Raw genomic sequence first — 16099 nt, forward strand, 5'->3', positions numbered from 1 at the left:
TCTTACATGTCCGCTCAACCCCCTTCCGCCGTCGAGCTTGAGTTCGCCCGGCGTCACGATCAGGAACACGCCCGCGTCTGCCTGCAGCCGCGCTCGCGTGGTCTCGCCGGGCGCCTGACGTTCTGGCGTGACGAGCAACTGGTGCGCAACGCGCTCAAGGTGGCCGGCGAGCCGGGGCTGATTCTTGATGTCGCCTGCGGAGCGGGGCGCTTCTGGCCGGTGCTCGCCGAGCACGCAAACCGGGTGATTCTGGCGTCCGACCCGTCTCAGGACATGCTCGATCACGCGCCGACCCACCACCCGCAACACCTGCTGAAACGGGTCAAGACCTTTCAGGGCTCGGCATTCGCCATCGGCTTGTCGGCGAATGCGGTGGACTGCATTTTTTGCATGCAACTGTTTCAGCACATCGCCAGTCCCGAACATCGGTCTGCCATGCTCGGCGAGTTCCACCGGGTCAGCCGCGATACGGTGATTGTGGCGGTGCGAGTCGATACCGGTTTCAAGCGCCGGCGGCCGGATGCACACGGCATTCAGGCCCGGCCGCTGGCCAGCAAGGCCGAAGTGGAAGGCGAGTTCAAACAGGCGGGTTTTCGTTTGCTCAGCCACCAGGACTTCCTGCCGGGTTGCGTGCGAATGCGTGTCTATGTGATGCGAAAGGCCAGATAACCTCTCTCCGTCAGACAATTCTTGCTATCAGGCAGGTATTTTCGCTAAAGCTCTTGTTCAGTGGATGCGCGGAAATCGCCGGGGGCGATATATACTGCGCGCCATTCTTCAAGGGAGAGCCGTGTGGCCATCGATATTCACTGGATTCGCGACAACGATAGCCTCGGCCGGTTTTGCGCCGAGTGGCAGACGCTGCCCTACGTTGCCCTCGACACCGAATTCATGCGGGTCGACACCTTTTATCCGATCGCGGGCCTGCTGCAGATCGGCGATGGCGTACGCGCTTACCTGATTGACCCGCTGACTATCGACAACTGGCAGCCACTGGCCGCACTGCTGGAAAACCCGGCCGTGGTCAAGGTCGTGCATGCGTGCAGCGAAGACCTCGAAGTGTTGCTGCGCCTGACCGGCAGCCTGCCAGCGCCATTGTTCGACACGCAACTGGCCGCCGCTTACCTGAATCTTGGTTTCTCCATGGGGTATTCGCGGCTGGTGCAGGAAGTGCTCGGCATCGACCTGCCCAAGGGCGAGACCCGTTCCGACTGGCTGCAACGTCCGCTGTCCGACACTCAGATCAGCTACGCCGCCGAAGACGCCTTGCACCTCGCGGAAGTTTTCGTACAGCTTCGTCCGAAACTGTCTGACGACAAATACGCCTGGGTCTTGGAAGACGGCGCCGAACTGGTGGCCAACCTGCGTCGTGAAGTTGATCCGTACGAGGTCTATCGCGAAGCCAAACTGGCCTGGAAGCTCTCCCGCGCTCAACTCGCCGTGCTGCGTGAACTCTGTGCCTGGCGCGAACGCGAAGCCCGCGCCCGTGACCTGCCGCGCAATCGCATCATCCGTGAGCATTCCCTGTGGCCGCTGGCGCGGACGCAACCGGACAACCTCGGCGCGCTGGCGAAAATCGAAGACATGCACCCGCGTACCGTGCGTCAGGACGGCGAATTTCTGCTTGATCTGATCAAGCGCTCTGGCAGTGTGTCCCCAGATCAATGGCCCCCTGCCGTACCCGAGCCGTTGCCGGTGGATGCCGCGGCGCTGATCAAACAGTTGCGTGCACTCGGTCAGGCCGAAGCCGAGCGCTTGAACGTTGCGCCGGAACTGATGCTGCGCAAGAAAACCCTGGAAGCGCTGCTCAAGAGCGGCTTTCCCAACGGTCCTTACCAATTGCCTGATTCGCTGCGTGGCTGGCGCCGCGAATTGATGGGCCAGGCGTTGCTCGACAGCCTGGCCACCGCCGGAGAACAGCCTTGAAACGTATTTGCTCCATCTATCGAAGCCTGAAGAAAAACGAGATGTACCTCTATGTGCTCAAAAGCGATGCACTGGAGCGCGTCCCGGAAAGTCTGATGGCCGCTTTCGGCAAACCGCACCATGCGTTCGACCTGGTGCTGACCCCCGAGCGCAAGTTGTCCCGCGAGGACATCACCGTGGTGCTGGAAAACCTCGAGAAGCAGGGTTACCACCTGCAAATGCCGCCGGCCGAAGACGAATACATCGAACATTTGCCGGAAGAACTGTTGCGACGCAACGATCCGATGTGATCGGCAGACAGGCTCTGTTCAGAGTCTGCGTGAAACACTGGAATGATTTTGGCGATGGCCGCGATAAGGGAGCGATACCCCGTCGGCGGCCGTCTGCCCTGCTTTTGAAAGGTTTGAACCATGCGCGTTCTGATTGCTGAACACGACCACGCTGTATATGCCCAATTGTTGCGCCAGGCAGCGCCTGATCTGGAAGTGCTGACCAGCGGCGACTCTGCCGAACTCGCCAGTCAGGCCGCCGATTGCCCGATCTGGCTGGGCCAGCCGGACCTCCTGGCGAACTTGTTGCGTCAGGGGCACCAGCCGCAATGGCTGCAATCGACCTGGGCCGGCATCACGCCGCTGCTTGCCGATGGCCTGCCACGCCACTATCGTCTGACTCGCGCGGTAGGGATTTTCGGTCAGGTCATGGCCGAATACGTGCTGACCTACATGCTGGGCCACGAACGCGAAGTGCTGCCGCGCCTGGTCAGTCAGGTCGAGCGCAAGTGGGACAGTCGTCAGGGCCAAAGCCTGGCAGGGCGCAAGGTGCTGATCGTCGGCACCGGCGACATCGGTCAGACCGTCGCGCAGTTTTTGCTGCCGTTTGGCGTCGAGTTGTATGGCATCGCCAGCGAAGCCCGGGAACAGGCGCCGTTTGTCGAAGTGGGGGCGCTGGCGGACTTGCCGCGCCTGGTCGGTGAAGTGGATTACGTGATCAATCTGCTGCCGAACACCCCGACGACCCACGATCTGTACGACGCGGCGCTGTTCAAGCAGTTCAAGCCGACCGGGTTGTTCATCAACGTCGGGCGCGGCGTGGCGGTGGTCGATGCGGATCTGGTGGAAGCCTTGAAGGAAGGGCATCTGGCGGGCGCGGTGATCGACGTCTGCCGTCAGGAACCGCTGCCGCAACGTCATCCGTTCTGGACAGCGTGGGGCTTGCTGCTGACCGGACACAGTTCGGCACCGACTTCGCCGACGATGATGGTGAAGCTCTTTGTCGAGAATTTGCGGGCGTATCAGGCGGGAGAAGCGTTGCGCGGGGAAGTGGATTTCAATCGCGGCTACTGAACCCACCCTAAATCGAAATGTGGGAGCGGGCTTGCTCGCGAATGCGGAGTGTCAGTCGATACAAATGGTGACTGACACACCGTATTCGCGAGCAAGCCCGCTCTCACAGTTGGTTTTGCGCTGTGGCTTAGAGGGTGAAGTCGCCTTCAGCCGCCAACTCGCTCAACGGACGACGCGGGCTCGGTTCTTCACGCGCTTGCAGGTAATCCGCCAGCGTCGCTTTATCCCCCAGTTTGCCCACCGCTACCGCCGCGTGCAGCGCGTAACCTTCAGGAATGTTCAGCTCCTTGCGGGTCAGCTCCTGATCGAAACCGGCCATGCCATGGGTGTGCCAGCCGCTGATGCTCGCTTGCAACGCCAGATGACCCCAGGCCGAACCGGTGTCGAAAGTGTGCCACAGCGCTGGAGTCTCTTCGGTGGCGCCAGGTGCGGTGAAGGTGGTTTTCGAAATCACGATCACCAGTGCCGAGGCGTGTTGCGCCCAGCTGCGGTTGAATTCGTTCAGCAGACCCAGGTAACGCTCCCAGTTCGGCGTATCGCGGCGCGCGTAGAGAAACCGCCAAGGCTGCGAGTTGTAGGCCGATGGCGCCCAGCGTGCGGCTTCGAAAAAGCTCAGCAAGGTTTCTTCTGGAATGGCTTCGCCCGTGAAGGCGCGGGGCGACCAGCGATCGGTGAATTGAGGGTGGATGGCGTATTCGGCAACGCGTGGATTGGCACTCATGCAGAGATTCCTTGCGACGTGTGAGTCAGAGGGTAGTAAAAAACCGGCGGGCGCAGTTGAGCTGGGCGATGAGGTTTTCCGTGAGCCTGGCATTTCATCCGAATGCAACGCGGTGGGGCGTTAATGGCACGCAGGCCTGGCTCCTTGCGACTGGCAAAGCTACTTGGCGGCGCAGTAACTGACAAGTCCCGTTCTACCGGCAGTCGCCAACGCTTGGCCCGCGGGCCGCTGCGCACTAGACTGGCGGCCTTTTCACCACCTGATGTTGATGCTTGAGCCATGGCCGCCAAAGTCGAACCGTTCTGGATACGCAAAACCCTCGATCAACTCGATCAGGAGGAATGGGAGTCGCTGTGCGACGGTTGTGGTCTGTGCTGCTTGCAAAAGCTCGAGGATGAAGAGGACAACAGCGTTTACTACACGCGCATCGCCTGCAAGTTACTGGACCTGAAAACCTGCCAGTGCAGCGATTACCCCAACCGCCGCGATTTCGTGCCGGACTGCATCCAGCTCACGCCGGGCAAGGCCGATGAGTTCAAATGGCTGCCGCCGACCTGCGGTTATCGCCTGGTCAGCGAGGGCAAGGACCTGCCACTTTGGCACCACTTGGTGTGCGGTGATCGCGATGCCGTGCATCACGAACGCATTTCCCAGTCCGGGCGCATGCTCGCCGAAGGCAGCGTGGCCGAGGACGATTGGGAAGACCATCTGATTTTCCGGGCAGGTTAGTTTTACAAAGGAGTGTGTATGGCTGTGGGAATGCGGCTGGCGTTGGCCGTTGGGCTGTTGGCCCTGAGTTCGTCCGTGTGGGCGGCGAAGAAGGTCGATCTGGATTACCACGTGCGCCTGTTGCCGCAAAGCGATCAGGCTGAAGTGCGCCTGACCCTGGCCCAGGGATCGGCCGTGCGCAGTCTGGATTTCGACCTCGGCGACGGCAGCCGCTACAGCGACTTCAAGCCCGACGGTCAATGGCAGCTCACGCCGGGCAAGCAGGCCCGAGGTGTCTGGCACCCGGCCGCCGACAAGGCCAGCCTGACCTACCGCGTGCGCATCAGCCACGGCCGCAAGAGCGGCAGCTTCGACACGCGCATGACGCCGACCTGGGCATCGATGCGTGGTGACGATCTGGTGCCCGCCGCCAAACTCGATCAGCAGGACGGCGTCGAGCTGGTTTCACGTCTTGAATTCGAATTGCCCACCGGCTGGAAAAGCGTCGAAACCGCCTGGCCCCGAATCGGCAAGAACAAGTTCCGTATCGATAACGTCTCCCGCCTGTTCGACCGGCCGACCGGCTGGATGCTCGCCGGCCACCTCGGCAGCCGTCGCACCCGACTGGGGGAAACCGAAGTCACCGTCGCCTCGCCGCAAGGTCAGGGCATGCGCCGCATGGACGTGCTGACGCTGCTGACGTTTGTCTGGCCGCAAGTGCAGGACGTGTTCCCGCGGCATCCCGCCAAATTGCTGATCGTCGGCGCCAACGACCCGATGTGGCGGGGCAGCCTGGCGGCGCGTGAGTCGATCTATTTGAATGCGCGTCTGCCGCTGGTCAGCGAAAGCGGCAGCAGCGCGCTGGTGCGTGAGTTGGCCCAGGTGTTTGGCCGGGTCAATGACAAGCTGCGCAGTGACTGGATCAGCGAGGGCCTCGCCGAATATTACGCGATCGAACTGGTGCGCCGCGCTGGCGGGATGAGTGACGAGCGGTATGAAAGTCTGCATGGCAAGTTGGTCAAGGACAGCCAGAAGGTCACCACGCTGCGTGACGAGCAGGCCAGCCCGGCGCAGGTGGCCAAAGCGGTGTTGTTGCTACAGGAACTGGATCGCGAGATTCGCCTGAAGACGCGCAACAAGCGTTCGCTGGATGATGTGATGCGCGGGGCGATGCGGTTGGAGAGTGTGGATACCAAGGAGTTTGTTCAACTGGCCGAAAGTGTTATCGGCGAGTCTTCCAGGGTCCTCGATACCGGGTTGCTTCAGTAACACCGCCTTCGCGAGCAAGCCCGCTCCCACATTGGTCTTGTGTACGACGCAGAGCCAGTGTGGGAGCGGGCTTGCTCGCGAAGAGGCCATAAGCTTCAACGGATATCCCGGATCAAACCCCGGCTTTCGGCGACTTCAACGAATCATTCCCTGTCACAGTCGCAGTGTTGGTCGCCGCCTCGGCATTCGCCTTCAGCCGACCCAACTCTTCCCCGGCACGCTCGATCTTCGCCCGTACGTTGCTCATGTCCTGACGGCTTTTCTCCAGCAGGCTCTTGGCCGAACTGTGGCCGGTAATGCCACGGGCCAGCGCTACACCGCCGATGGCGATCTGGATCAAACCGAATAGACCGCCGCGACGCAGGCCTTTGCCGACCATCACCACGCCACCGGCGATAGATCCGGCGCGTTCCCAACCGTGAACGTTCTGGTCGGAATGAGTCTGGAACGGGGTGGATTCGATGCGCTCGACGCGATTGAGTTCGCTCATGATCTGTCTCCTGGCGGGTATGACTGCTTCAAGAATAGATAATTAAGCTGACTGCCGAGGCGGGCGGCTTGTTCCATCGGATGTGTGTCGGTTCAGCGGAATTTCGGACCAGAGCGGGTATTGAGGCCCTTGGCCATGCGGTCGTAGAGCACGACGTTGACCGTGGCCGCGAGGTTCATGCAACCGGTGGTCGGGATGTAGACCACGTCTTCGCACCAGTCGCGAATCTCTTTATCCAGCGAGCCGTCTTCCGGGCCGAAGATGTACAGCGCGCGATCCGGGTGGGTGTATTCCGGCAGCGAACGGGCTCCCTCGACCAGCTCCACGGCGACCGGTACGCAGCCCAGGGGCAGGATCTTTTTCAGGTCGTCGATGCCGATCAGCGGGATGTCGTAGTGGACACGCTTGGTGTCGGTGACAAAGTCGGCGGCGCGCTCGTAACGCTTGCCGGTGTAGAACACGGACGCCACGTTGTAGCAGCCGGCGGCGCGCATGACCGAGCCGACGTTTTCCGGTGATTTGGGGTTGAACAAACCAATGCAGCTGTACCGTTTGTCTGCCACGAGCGGGGTGCCTTCGGGGAAAAAACGGCGATTATACGGGGATTGGGGGAGGGGTGTTCAGTTTGAGATTGGTGGTGTCTGGGCAGCCGCCTTCGCGAGCAAGCCCGCTCCCACATTGGATTCGTGTCACGGCGCAGATCAAATGTGGGAGCGGGCTTGCTCGCGAAGAGGCCGGCTCAGGCGCTGAAGATTACTCGTCTTTCTTCATCAAACCAGCCAACGCCGCAAACGGGTTATGCGTGGCTTTAGCGATCTTCGGCGTGCTCAACGAGCCCTCACCGAAATACTGCTGATCGGTGTAACGCGAGTGCTCATTGTCATGGCAATACAGGCACAACAGTTCCCAGTTCGAACCATCCTGCGGATTGTTGTCGTGGTTGTGGTCGCGGTGGTGCACGGTCAGTTCGCTCAGGCGCTTGCCGGAAAACTCGCGGGCGCAGCGGCCGCACACGTGCGGGTACATTTTCAGGGCCTTGTCGCGGTAACCCATTTCCTTGTCGCGCTGGTTGTCGGCGAGGATGCGGTCCAGCTTCGAGGTGTTGGTCGGTGTTGACGAACTCATGGGTTCACCTTTGTAAAAGACTAATGACGGTTATGAACGAAGTTTAGCTCAGCCCTTGAGCTTCTCGGCAATCCAGATCGTGTGGCGGGTGCCCTTGTTGCCGTGGGCGAAGACCTGGACTTCCTCGGCCTTGAAGCCGGCTTTTTTCAGTTTGTCGGAAAACTGCTTGTCGGCGCTGGCCGACCAGACGGCCAACACCCCTTTTGGCCGCAGGGCTTTGGCGCAAGCGCTCAGACCACCAGCGGAATAGAGCCAGCTGTTGGCCCTCTGAGTCAGGCCTTCGGGGCCGTTGTCGACGTCGAGCATGATGGCGTCGAAACCTTGCGGTTCGGCTTGCAGCACCTTGGCCACGTCTTCCATGCGAATCACCGTGCGCTTATCGAGCAACGGGTTGCCGGCTTTCTCGCCCAATGGCCCGCGATTCCACTCGACCACGCCGGGCACCAGTTCGGCGACCACCACTTCAGCGCTCTTGCCCAAATGCTTGAGGGCCGAGGCGAGGGTGAAGCCCATGCCCAGGCCACCGATCAACACCCGCGAATTCGGCCGGCCGGCGACCTTTCGGCACGGGATCTCGGCCAACGCATCTTCGGAGCCATGCATGCGCGTGTTCATCAGCTGTCCGCCGTCACCGCCCTGGATCTTGATGACGAAATCCTCACCGTATTCGAACAGGCACAGGGCACCGCCGTTTTCAGGGATGGGGGCGGTGTCGAGCAGAACGAAACGTTTCATGGAGCACTCTTGAGAAGATTGGGCATTGGAGAAAGCAAACGAACGCAGTTGGGAGTAGCCTGCAACCAGACAACAAGGCCAACGGAGCCATTGATGAAGCGCACCATTCTAACGGTCATTGCCTTGGCCGCGCTCTCGATAACTGCAGTGCAGGCCCAGCAGTTGCAAACCATTCCGACCAGCCCGGCGCCGCTGTCCGGTTCACCCGGCACCGCAACGCCGACGCCGTATCCGCAGATCACCCCCAACAGCGTGCCCAAGGCCGGGCCCGGCAGTGGCGGGCCGCCGCTGTTGCCACCGATCGAAGTGCCCAGCCCGCCCAAGGACCAGCCCTTGCCGGGGCTTGAGCAGAACCGCACGAAGATCAAGTCCCCCGGCGGTTAAACCAGCGTAGTTAAACCTGCTGCGAAAGCAGTTGCCCGTCGGCCATACGCAGGCGTCTGGACAGGGAAACGGCGAGGGCGCGAATGATCTTGGCGGCGATTTTCGGCGCGTCGTTAAGCATCTTTTCCAGCGAGTCCTTGCCCAGGTTCAGCAACTGGCAATTGCTCGCGGCCACGCAACTGGCTGAGCGTCGCTCGCCATCGAGCACGGCCATTTCGCCGAACGCCCGACCGCCGCGCAAGGTGGCCATGGTCACTCGCTGCTCGTCGCTGTTGGTTTTCTGCACCGCCACCTGGCCGGTGTGGATGATGCACATGAAGCTGCCGGCATCGCCTTCATGGAAGATTTCTTCGCCTTCGGCCACCGTGCTGATGCTGAAGTAGCCCGAAGCGGCAGCGAAGTCGGCCGGCAGCAGTTGGTCGAACAGGCCGCAGTCCATCAGCCAGTCACGGATTTCGTTGTTCAGTAGGGTCGGTTCTGACATGTCGTGCGGTCTTTTTCTTGTGTCTGATTCCGGTTTTTTTGGATGCCTTCAATACCTTGTGGGAGCGGGCTTGCTCGCGAAGGCGGTGTAACAGCCAACATTGATGTTGAATGTGATGGCCCCTTCGCGAGCAAGCCCGCTCCCACAGTGGAGATGTGTTGTATCGGCTTCCGGTGTCTGGTGTTAAGACCGGATCGTCGAGCCAAGTTCCTCAGACAATCCCCAAAACCCCGAAAACAAATGCGTATTCGAGTGCTACGTCACGCAATCCCTGATAACGACCGCTCATCCCGCCATGCCCGGCGCCCAGCTCGGTCTTGAGCAGCAGCGTGTTGTTGTCGGTTTTAGTCGCGCGCAATTTCGCTACCCACTTGGCTGCTTCCCAATACTGCACGCGACTGTCGTTGTAGCCAGCGATGACCAGTGTTGCCGGATACGCTTGCGCAGTGACGTTTTCGTACGGGGCGTAGGCCTTGATCCGATCATAAACATCCGGCTCTTCAGGGTTGCCCCACTCGTCGTATTCGGTAACGGTCAGCGGCAGATCCGGGTCGAGCATGGTGTTCAGCACGTCGACGAACGGCACTTCGGCAATTGCCGCGCCGAACAGCTCCGGACGCATGTTGAGCACCGCGCCAATCAGCAAACCGCCAGCACTGCCACCGCTGATCGCCAATTGCTTTGAGGTGGTGAAGCCGTTGGCGATCAGGTGCTCGGCGCAGGCGATGAAGTCGCTGAAGGTGTTGTGCTTGTGTTCCTGTTTGCCGGCGCGATACCAGGCTTCACCCAGTTCGCCGCCGCCACGCACGTGGGCGATGGCAAACGCCACGCCGCGATCCAGCAGACTCAGGCGCGCGTGGGAAAACCACGGGTCGAGGCTTTCGCCGTAGGCGCCGTAGCCGTACAGATAAAGTGGCGTTGGCTTACCAAGGGCTTCGCGTTTGACGACCAGGCTGATCGGCACTTGCGTACCGTCCGGTGCTGTCGCCCACAGGCGTTGGCTGACGTAGGCGTCGGCGTCGAACGGGCCGAGCACCGGGGTTTCCTTGAGCACTTTCTGTTCGCCGCTGACCAGTTCCAGTTGGCGGATCTGCGCCGGACGGTTCAGCGCTTCGTAACGCAAGCGGATGCGGTCGCTGACGAACTCCAGGCTGTTTTGCACATGCAGGCTGTAGGCCGCATCCGGCAACTGCACGCGGTAGCTCGGCAGGTCTTGCGGGTGGACTTCGATGATCGGCAAGCCGCCTTCACGCAAGCTGAGGCTCATGGCCCCGGCGTTAAGGCTCATGCCGTCGATCATCGTCGTGTCGCTGTGGGGAATCAGGTTCTGCCAATCGGCTTCGGTCGGCGCAATGCCGGTGTCGACAGCCGTGTACAAGGCAAAGTTGATGCCGTCGCGGTTGGTGCGAATGAACCAGGTCCATTGGCCATCGAGTGCGCCGTGATCGACGTCATACTCATGGTCTTCAACCCTCGGCGCGATGCAGGTAAACGCCTGCTGCGGCTGGAATGCGTCAAGCACCCAGACTTCGCTGGTGGTCTTGCTGCCCAGCGACAGCAGCAATTGCTGCTCGGAACTCGAGCGGTAGCAATGCATGAAGAAGCGACCGTCCGGTTCATGGAACACTTCTTCGGCGGCCGTGCCGTCCAGCCGATAGCGGAACAGTTTGTGTGGACGGTGAGTGTCGTCCAGTTCGCCGAAGAACAGCGTCAGGCTGTCGTTGGCCCAGGTCATGCTGCCGTCGCAGTCCGAGAATTCCAGTTCGCTGACACGACCGCTGGATAATTCCTTCACGAACAGGGTGTAAATCTCATCGCCGGTGGAGTCGATGCTGTAGGCCAGGCGCTGGTGGTCCGGGCTGATGCTGAACGCGCCGAGGGAAAAGAAGCCGCCATTGGCCAGTTCGTTCGGGTCCAGCAGCAGTTGTTCCTGGGCTTCATCGAGCTGCAGGCTGTCGTCGGCCGGGCGCGGGCAGCGGTAGTGGCGGGCGTATTCGTCACCGGCCGTGGTGCGTGTGTAATACAGATACGGGCCCCACGGGGAGGGCAGCGACAGGTCGGTTTCGAGAATCCGGCCCTTGATCTCTTCGAACAGGGTTTCGCGCAGCCCGGCCTGATCGGCGGTTTGCGCTTCCTGGTAGCGGTTTTCAGCCTTGAGGTAATCGAGCACCGCGTGGGTGTCGCGTTCCTGCAGCCAGGCATACGGGTCAGAACCTTCAGCCTGGTGGGCAATCGGGGCGCTGGTGATGTTGGCGGATACGGGCATGAAGGGCTCTCGGACGATGTACGGAATAGAGGGCTTCGCAGGCGATATGCAAATCTTGATGTCTCTGCAGACCCCTGTGGGAGCGGGCTTGCTCGCGAAAGCGGTGGGTCAGTCGCCATGGATGTTGCCTGACAGGACGCTTTCGCGAGCAAGCCCGCTCCCACAGGGTTTGTGCACAGCCGACTGGCATTGGGGCAAGCCTGACGTGCGAAAAGTCGTTACTATAAGCGCCTCTTTGCCTGCCTTGCCATGGACACCATGACCGAGAACGACTATCTGATCGCTTGGGGCCTCTACGCCTTCGCCGCTTTAGGCTGCCTGTTGGTGTGGATGCGCATGACCCGCTGGGTGTGGCGTTGGTTGCGGGAGCCGTTGCGGCTGCTGGTTGCCGTGTTGCTGTTCAGCCCGACGATCATCGATCCGGTAAAGGAAAAGGTCGCCCCGGCCATCGCCATTACCGCCCTCGACCTCGCGTTCAAGGTTGGCAACAACGCCTGGCGGGCCATCTCCGACCTGCTCATGTACGGCATGATCGCCTTCGGCATTTATCTGGTGTTTGTCGCGATCCGCTTCCCGATCGAGCGCGCCGCCAATGCGCGCAAGGAACGCACGGCGGCTGCCAAGGCTGCGGTCCGGGCCGACGATCCTGAAGACGATCATCCCTTCGGCGGTGCCGGTGATGACCGTTATGGTCGTCCGCCAGTCCCGAGCAACCCTCAGCGTATGCGGGTCGAACCGCGTTTGTGACCTTGCCCCTGCCTTACAGAGAGTCCGTGCATGTGTGAGTTATTGGGCATGAGCGCCAATGTCCCGACCGATATCGTGTTCAGCTTCACCGGGCTGATGCAGCGCGGCGGCCGTACCGGTCCGCACCGTGACGGGTGGGGCATCGCGTTCTATGAAGGCCGTGGTCTGCGGTTGTTCCAGGACCCGGCGGCGAGTTGCGAGTCGGAAGTCGCGAACCTGGTGCAGCGTTACCCGATCAAGAGTGAAGTGGTGATCGGGCACATCCGTCAGGCCAACGTCGGCAAGGTTTGCCTGTCCAACACCCATCCGTTCGTGCGCGAACTGTGGGGGCGCAACTGGTGTTTCGCCCACAACGGCCAGCTTGCGGATTTTCAGCCGATCAAAAGCTTTTACCGCCCGGTCGGCGATACCGACAGCGAAGCGGCTTTTTGCGATTTGCTGAATCGTGTGCGCGCAGCGTTCCCGGAGCCGGTAGAGATCGAAGAACTGCTGCCGGATCTGGTGGCCGCGTGCGCCGAATACCGCAGCAAAGGCGTGTTCAACTGCCTGCTCAGCGATGGCGATTGGCTGTTCTGTTACTGCTCGACCAAACTGGCGCAGATTACCCGTCGAGCACCGTTCGGCCCGGCGCGCTTGAAAGATGTCGATGTGATCGTCGACTTCCAGGCCGAAACCACGCCCAATGATGTGGTCACGGTGATCGCCACCGAACCCCTGACCGAAAACGAAACCTGGACCCGTTACGAACCGGGCCAATGGAGCCTGTGGCGACGCGGTGAATGCGTCAGCCAAGGCAAGACCGAATAAGGATTCTCCCCCATGTTGCTCAGTTATCTACGGCTGGTGTTGTTCGCGGCGGGCCTGTTGGTCGGTGTTCAGGTGCCGGGGTTCATCAACGATTACGCCAAGCGGGTCGAAGCCCACCTGATTGAGGCGCAGACCGGCTTGAGCGGTTTTCAGGGCACCGCCGGTCAATTCTTCAAGGGTGACATGGAGGCCCTGGTCGCCCATTACCGCGCCAGCGAAGACCCGATCTTTCGCAGCGATGCCGACAGCCTGAGCAACCTGCTCACCCGTCAGCTGGCCCTCGATAAACAATTCCAGGCCATGCAAGGCCCGTGGTACATCCGTTTCCTGCAAGTGGTGCTGGCCGCCGACCCGGATATCCGCAAGGAAACCTGGAACGGCTACAGCTACCAGATCCTGCTGACGCCGGAAGCGATGATCTGGGGCATGAGCGGCGCGTTGCTGTTGTCGTTCGGGATTGAATGCCTGTTCAGGCTGATCGACTGGGTGGTGCTGGGCGGCAAACGCCTGCGCCAGAGCCGGCCGATTGAAGATCGGGATGTGCGCGGGTTGTAACTGTGGCGATGAGCTTTTGTGGCGAGGGAGCTTGCTCCCGCTGGGCTGCGAAGCAGCCCCGAACCCGCCACTCAGTGTGTCAGATAAACCGCGGTTACCGATTTTACGACTGCTGCGCAGCCGAGCGGGAGCAAGCTCCCTCGCCACAGAGCCGCGTCAGTCAGCCAGAATGATGTAGCGCTCACCCACCTTGCGCGCATACGCCGCCAGCACCTGCTGACACAACGCCACAATCTCCTCGACCCATTCCGCCCCGGTCCGCCACGACACCACCACCTGCAAATCAGGCGGTCGTTGATCGATGGCCAGCAAGGTCAGTTCCCCCCGCGCCAGTTCCTCCGCCACCAGCACCGGTGGCAATGCGCCAATGCCGAAACCGTCCCGCAGCAACCGGGTAATCGCCGACACCGAGTTCACGCAGTTCAGCCGCGGCGTCATGACGCCGTTGGCCTGCATCAGCGCGAGAACTTCCTGGTGCGGGTGTGAGTTCTTCGAGTAAGTAATGATGCGCTCCCGCGCCAGATCGGCCACGCCGGAATACTCGCGGTTGTAGATGGAATTACTGGCAGCAATCCAGCCCATCGGGTGACTGGCCAGTTCCAGGCTACGCACGCTTTCCTGACGCAGCAGATCGGTTTGCAGGATCAGGTCGAGGAAGCCTTTTTGCAGCTGATCGCAGAGGTTGAGCGAGGTATCGGCAACCAATTCGATTTCAACCCGCGGATAGTGATCCGTCATCTGCGCCACCAACGGACTGAGCCAAGTGTGAATCACCGTGTCCATCACGCCGATCCGCACCCGTCCGGCCTTGCTTGAACGGGTCTCGATCGACTGCTTGAGCGCCTGCATGGTGTCCATCATCTGCTCGGCGTATTCGAGCACTTTCAAGCCTTCGGGCGTCAGGCTCACGCCGCGCGAATCACGCAGAAACAGCTTCACCCCGAGCTCGCCTTCGAGCACGGCGATGCGGCTGGAAATCGACGCCTGGGTGGTGCACAGCTTGTCCGCCGTCAGGCGAAAACTCTTGAGTCGGGCGACCCAGACGAAGGTCTCGAGAAACTTCAGGTTCATGGGGTCAGCTCGTAGATAAAGTTTTCTTATGTCTAAGGCGGGTTTTTATTAGTTGGACGCAGCAGGGCCGGGCGCCCAAAAATCAGGCCATCCGGTTCCCACGATAGGCGTCGTCGGGGCTCAGAACAATACCAATAAAATTTGCACGGAGATTTTCCATGAGTGCGCCCGACAGCACCTCCATCCCGAAAGCCACGGCTCGCCCGGGACCTTTCGACTGGTATCGCAACATCAATCAGCAGGAACGCCGCACGTTCTGGAGCTGCAAGATCGGCTACGGTCTGGACGGCATGGACACCCAGATGCTCAGCTTCGTGGTGCCGACCCTGATTGCGATGTGGGGCATCACCACCGGTCAAGCCGGACTGATTCACACCAGCACCCTGATCGCCTCGGCCATCGGCGGTTGGGTGGCAGGGATTCTGTCCGACCGCATCGGTCGCGTGCGCACCCTGCAACTGACGGTGCTGTGGTTCGCCTTCTTCACCTTCCTTTGCGGTTTCGCGCAGAACTACGAGCAGTTACTGATCAGTCGCACCTTGATGGGCTTCGGTTTCGGCGGTGAGTGGACCGCCGGTGCGGTGCTGATGGGCGAAGTGATTCGCGCCAAGGACCGCGGCAAGGCGGTGGGCATGGTGCAATCGGGTTGGGCGCTGGGTTGGGGGATGACGGCGATTCTGTATGCGCTGCTGTTCTCGGTGTTGCCGCCAGAAGACGCGTGGCGTGCACTGTTCATCCTTGGCATCGTCCCGGCAATTTTCGTGATCTTTGTCCGCCGCCTGGTCAAGGACCCAGAGATTTACCGCGAAGCCAAAGCCAAACAGGAGCCTAGCAACCCGGCGAAGTTCTACGAGATTTTCGCCCCCGGCATCCTCTTCACCACGCTTCGCGCTTCGATATTGACCACCGGCGCGCTGGGCGGTTACTACGCGATTACGTCCTGGTTGCCGACGTTCCTGAAGAACGAGCGCGGTTTGAGCGTACTCGGCACGGGCGGTTATCTGGCGATGGTGATCGTCGGGTCCTACGTCGGTTATGTCATCAGCGCGTATTTGACTGACATCCTCGGGCGCAAAAAGAACTTCATCCTGTTCGCGGTCGGCTCGTTCACCATCGTGCTGCTTTACACCCAACTGCCGGTCAGTAACGGCGTGATGCTGTGGCTGGGCTTTCCGTTGGGCTTCTTCGCCTCAGGGATCTTCAGCGGCATGGGCGCATTTTTGACAGAGCTGTTTCCCACGCGGATTCGCGGCTCGGGCCAGGGCTTTTGCTACAACATCGGCCGGGCGCTGGCGGCATTGTTCCCGCTGTTGATCGGCTTGATGAGCCAGAAGGTGCCCTTGAGCGTCGGCATCGGGGCGTTTGCGGCGGTGTCCTACGGGGTGGTGATTCTTGCGGCGTTGAGCTTGCCGGAAACCCGTGGCAAGCAACTGGAAGCCGAGTAGCTGATAATCTGCGGGCATCTGCC

General features: G+C 60.9%; 19 protein-coding genes. 11 read left to right on the forward strand and 8 right to left on the reverse strand.

Features of this window, described 5'->3' with window-relative positions; translation table 11 throughout:
* Positions 1 to 6: 6 nt before the first annotated feature.
* The 4 genes from ACA073_RS06795 (at position 7) to ACA073_RS06810 (ending at position 3269) form a co-directional block, all read left to right on the forward strand.
* The gene (locus ACA073_RS06795) at positions 7 to 669 is read left to right on the forward strand and encodes a class I SAM-dependent methyltransferase (protein WP_497402562.1); all 663 of its coding nucleotides are present in this window, start codon (positions 7 to 9) and stop codon (positions 667 to 669) included.
* Between the two features lie 123 nt (positions 670 to 792).
* Positions 793 to 1926, forward strand: a complete 1134-nt coding sequence (gene rnd, locus ACA073_RS06800; protein ID WP_497402564.1) for a ribonuclease D — start codon at positions 793 to 795, stop codon at positions 1924 to 1926.
* On the forward strand, positions 1923 to 2216 hold the full coding sequence (locus ACA073_RS06805; RefSeq protein ID WP_007898694.1) for a YcgL domain-containing protein: 294 nt from the start codon (positions 1923 to 1925) through the stop codon (positions 2214 to 2216). Before rnd ends, ACA073_RS06805 begins: the two co-directional genes overlap by 4 nt.
* A 120-nt stretch (positions 2217 to 2336) precedes the next feature.
* A complete protein-coding gene (locus ACA073_RS06810; protein ID WP_497402565.1) occupies positions 2337 to 3269 on the forward strand; it encodes a D-2-hydroxyacid dehydrogenase in 933 nt (310 codons plus the stop codon).
* 127 nt (positions 3270 to 3396) lie between these two features.
* On the opposite strand, the gene ACA073_RS06815 is transcribed toward ACA073_RS06810, so the two are convergent.
* The gene (locus ACA073_RS06815; protein ID WP_212550555.1) at positions 3397 to 3990 is read right to left on the reverse strand and encodes a nitroreductase family protein; all 594 of its coding nucleotides are present in this window, start codon (positions 3988 to 3990) and stop codon (positions 3397 to 3399) included.
* Between the two features lie 279 nt (positions 3991 to 4269).
* Here ACA073_RS06815 and ACA073_RS06820 point away from each other — a divergent pair, with 279 nt between their 5' ends.
* Together ACA073_RS06820 and ACA073_RS06825 are read left to right on the forward strand one after the other, a co-directional pair.
* A complete protein-coding gene (locus tag ACA073_RS06820) occupies positions 4270 to 4719 on the forward strand; it encodes a YcgN family cysteine cluster protein (RefSeq protein WP_262164531.1) in 450 nt (149 codons plus the stop codon).
* Between the two features lie 18 nt (positions 4720 to 4737).
* Positions 4738 to 5967, forward strand: coding sequence for a hypothetical protein (locus ACA073_RS06825; protein WP_497402567.1), 1230 nt, complete (start codon positions 4738 to 4740; stop codon positions 5965 to 5967).
* A gap of 112 nt (positions 5968 to 6079) precedes the next feature.
* On the opposite strand, the gene ACA073_RS06830 is transcribed toward ACA073_RS06825, so the two are convergent.
* From ACA073_RS06830 to ACA073_RS06845, 4 genes are all read right to left on the reverse strand, one after another.
* Positions 6080 to 6457, reverse strand: a complete 378-nt coding sequence (locus ACA073_RS06830; protein ID WP_497402568.1) for a YgaP family membrane protein — start codon at positions 6455 to 6457, stop codon at positions 6080 to 6082.
* Between the two features lie 92 nt (positions 6458 to 6549).
* The gene (locus ACA073_RS06835; RefSeq protein WP_497402569.1) at positions 6550 to 7020 is read right to left on the reverse strand and encodes an RNA methyltransferase; all 471 of its coding nucleotides are present in this window, start codon (positions 7018 to 7020) and stop codon (positions 6550 to 6552) included.
* A gap of 190 nt (positions 7021 to 7210) precedes the next feature.
* The gene (locus ACA073_RS06840; protein ID WP_110966870.1) at positions 7211 to 7582 is read right to left on the reverse strand and encodes a YajD family HNH nuclease; all 372 of its coding nucleotides are present in this window, start codon (positions 7580 to 7582) and stop codon (positions 7211 to 7213) included.
* Positions 7583 to 7630: 48 nt separating this feature from the next.
* Complete coding sequence (locus ACA073_RS06845; RefSeq protein ID WP_497402571.1) at positions 7631 to 8317, reverse strand: spermidine synthase; 687 nt, start codon at positions 8315 to 8317, stop codon at positions 7631 to 7633.
* 93 nt (positions 8318 to 8410) lie between these two features.
* Here ACA073_RS06845 and ACA073_RS06850 point away from each other — a divergent pair, with 93 nt between their 5' ends.
* Positions 8411 to 8701, forward strand: a complete 291-nt coding sequence (locus ACA073_RS06850) for a hypothetical protein (RefSeq protein WP_497402572.1) — start codon at positions 8411 to 8413, stop codon at positions 8699 to 8701.
* A gap of 10 nt (positions 8702 to 8711) precedes the next feature.
* Here ACA073_RS06850 and ACA073_RS06855 read toward each other — a convergent pair whose 3' ends face one another.
* A complete protein-coding gene (locus tag ACA073_RS06855; RefSeq protein WP_497402573.1) occupies positions 8712 to 9185 on the reverse strand; it encodes a cyclic nucleotide-binding domain-containing protein in 474 nt (157 codons plus the stop codon).
* 211 nt (positions 9186 to 9396) lie between these two features.
* Positions 9397 to 11451, reverse strand: a complete 2055-nt coding sequence (locus ACA073_RS06860; protein WP_497402575.1) for a S9 family peptidase — start codon at positions 11449 to 11451, stop codon at positions 9397 to 9399.
* A 249-nt stretch (positions 11452 to 11700) separates the two neighbouring features.
* Between ACA073_RS06860 and ACA073_RS06865 the strand changes: the two genes are divergently transcribed.
* Genes ACA073_RS06865 through ACA073_RS06875 form a run of 3 tightly spaced genes read left to right on the forward strand, consistent with a single transcriptional unit; the run spans position 11701 to position 13560 of the window.
* Positions 11701 to 12198, forward strand: coding sequence for an MFS transporter (locus tag ACA073_RS06865; protein WP_497402577.1), 498 nt, complete (start codon positions 11701 to 11703; stop codon positions 12196 to 12198).
* A 30-nt stretch (positions 12199 to 12228) separates the two neighbouring features.
* Positions 12229 to 13005, forward strand: a complete 777-nt coding sequence (locus ACA073_RS06870) for a class II glutamine amidotransferase (RefSeq protein WP_475271625.1) — start codon at positions 12229 to 12231, stop codon at positions 13003 to 13005.
* Between the two features lie 12 nt (positions 13006 to 13017).
* Complete coding sequence (locus ACA073_RS06875) at positions 13018 to 13560, forward strand: DUF2937 family protein (RefSeq protein WP_497402579.1); 543 nt, start codon at positions 13018 to 13020, stop codon at positions 13558 to 13560.
* A 156-nt stretch (positions 13561 to 13716) separates the two neighbouring features.
* On the opposite strand, the gene ACA073_RS06880 is transcribed toward ACA073_RS06875, so the two are convergent.
* Entirely contained in the window at positions 13717 to 14631 is a 915-nt protein-coding gene (locus ACA073_RS06880) for a LysR family transcriptional regulator (protein WP_497402581.1), read from the reverse strand.
* A gap of 158 nt (positions 14632 to 14789) precedes the next feature.
* On the opposite strand from ACA073_RS06880, the gene ACA073_RS06885 reads away from it, so the two are divergent.
* Positions 14790 to 16076, forward strand: coding sequence for an MFS transporter (locus ACA073_RS06885; RefSeq protein ID WP_497402583.1), 1287 nt, complete (start codon positions 14790 to 14792; stop codon positions 16074 to 16076).
* Positions 16077 to 16099: the final 23 nt, after the last annotated feature.

The sequence above is a fragment of the Pseudomonas sp. LBUM1670 genome (assembly GCF_059695695.1).

Excerpts from the sequence above, each read along its gene's own strand:
- ACA073_RS06795 (WP_497402562.1), top strand. The coding sequence starts at position 7 with ATGTCCGCTCAACCCCCTTCCGCCGTCGAGCTTGAGTTCGCCCGGCGT.
- ACA073_RS06810 (WP_497402565.1), top strand. The coding sequence starts at position 2,337 with ATGCGCGTTCTGATTGCTGAACACGACCACGCTGTATATGCCCAATTG.
- ACA073_RS06815 (WP_212550555.1), bottom strand. The coding sequence starts at position 3,990 with ATGAGTGCCAATCCACGCGTTGCCGAATACGCCATCCACCCTCAATTC.
- ACA073_RS06820 (WP_262164531.1), top strand. The coding sequence starts at position 4,270 with ATGGCCGCCAAAGTCGAACCGTTCTGGATACGCAAAACCCTCGATCAA.
- ACA073_RS06825 (WP_497402567.1), top strand. The coding sequence starts at position 4,738 with ATGGCTGTGGGAATGCGGCTGGCGTTGGCCGTTGGGCTGTTGGCCCTG.
- ACA073_RS06830 (WP_497402568.1), bottom strand. The coding sequence starts at position 6,457 with ATGAGCGAACTCAATCGCGTCGAGCGCATCGAATCCACCCCGTTCCAG.
- ACA073_RS06840 (WP_110966870.1), bottom strand. The coding sequence starts at position 7,582 with ATGAGTTCGTCAACACCGACCAACACCTCGAAGCTGGACCGCATCCTC.
- ACA073_RS06845 (WP_497402571.1), bottom strand. The coding sequence starts at position 8,317 with ATGAAACGTTTCGTTCTGCTCGACACCGCCCCCATCCCTGAAAACGGC.
- ACA073_RS06850 (WP_497402572.1), top strand. The coding sequence starts at position 8,411 with ATGAAGCGCACCATTCTAACGGTCATTGCCTTGGCCGCGCTCTCGATA.
- ACA073_RS06855 (WP_497402573.1), bottom strand. The coding sequence starts at position 9,185 with ATGTCAGAACCGACCCTACTGAACAACGAAATCCGTGACTGGCTGATG.
- ACA073_RS06860 (WP_497402575.1), bottom strand. The coding sequence starts at position 11,451 with ATGCCCGTATCCGCCAACATCACCAGCGCCCCGATTGCCCACCAGGCT.
- ACA073_RS06865 (WP_497402577.1), top strand. The coding sequence starts at position 11,701 with ATGGACACCATGACCGAGAACGACTATCTGATCGCTTGGGGCCTCTAC.
- ACA073_RS06870 (WP_475271625.1), top strand. The coding sequence starts at position 12,229 with ATGTGTGAGTTATTGGGCATGAGCGCCAATGTCCCGACCGATATCGTG.
- ACA073_RS06875 (WP_497402579.1), top strand. The coding sequence starts at position 13,018 with ATGTTGCTCAGTTATCTACGGCTGGTGTTGTTCGCGGCGGGCCTGTTG.
- ACA073_RS06880 (WP_497402581.1), bottom strand. The coding sequence starts at position 14,631 with ATGAACCTGAAGTTTCTCGAGACCTTCGTCTGGGTCGCCCGACTCAAG.
- ACA073_RS06885 (WP_497402583.1), top strand. The coding sequence starts at position 14,790 with ATGAGTGCGCCCGACAGCACCTCCATCCCGAAAGCCACGGCTCGCCCG.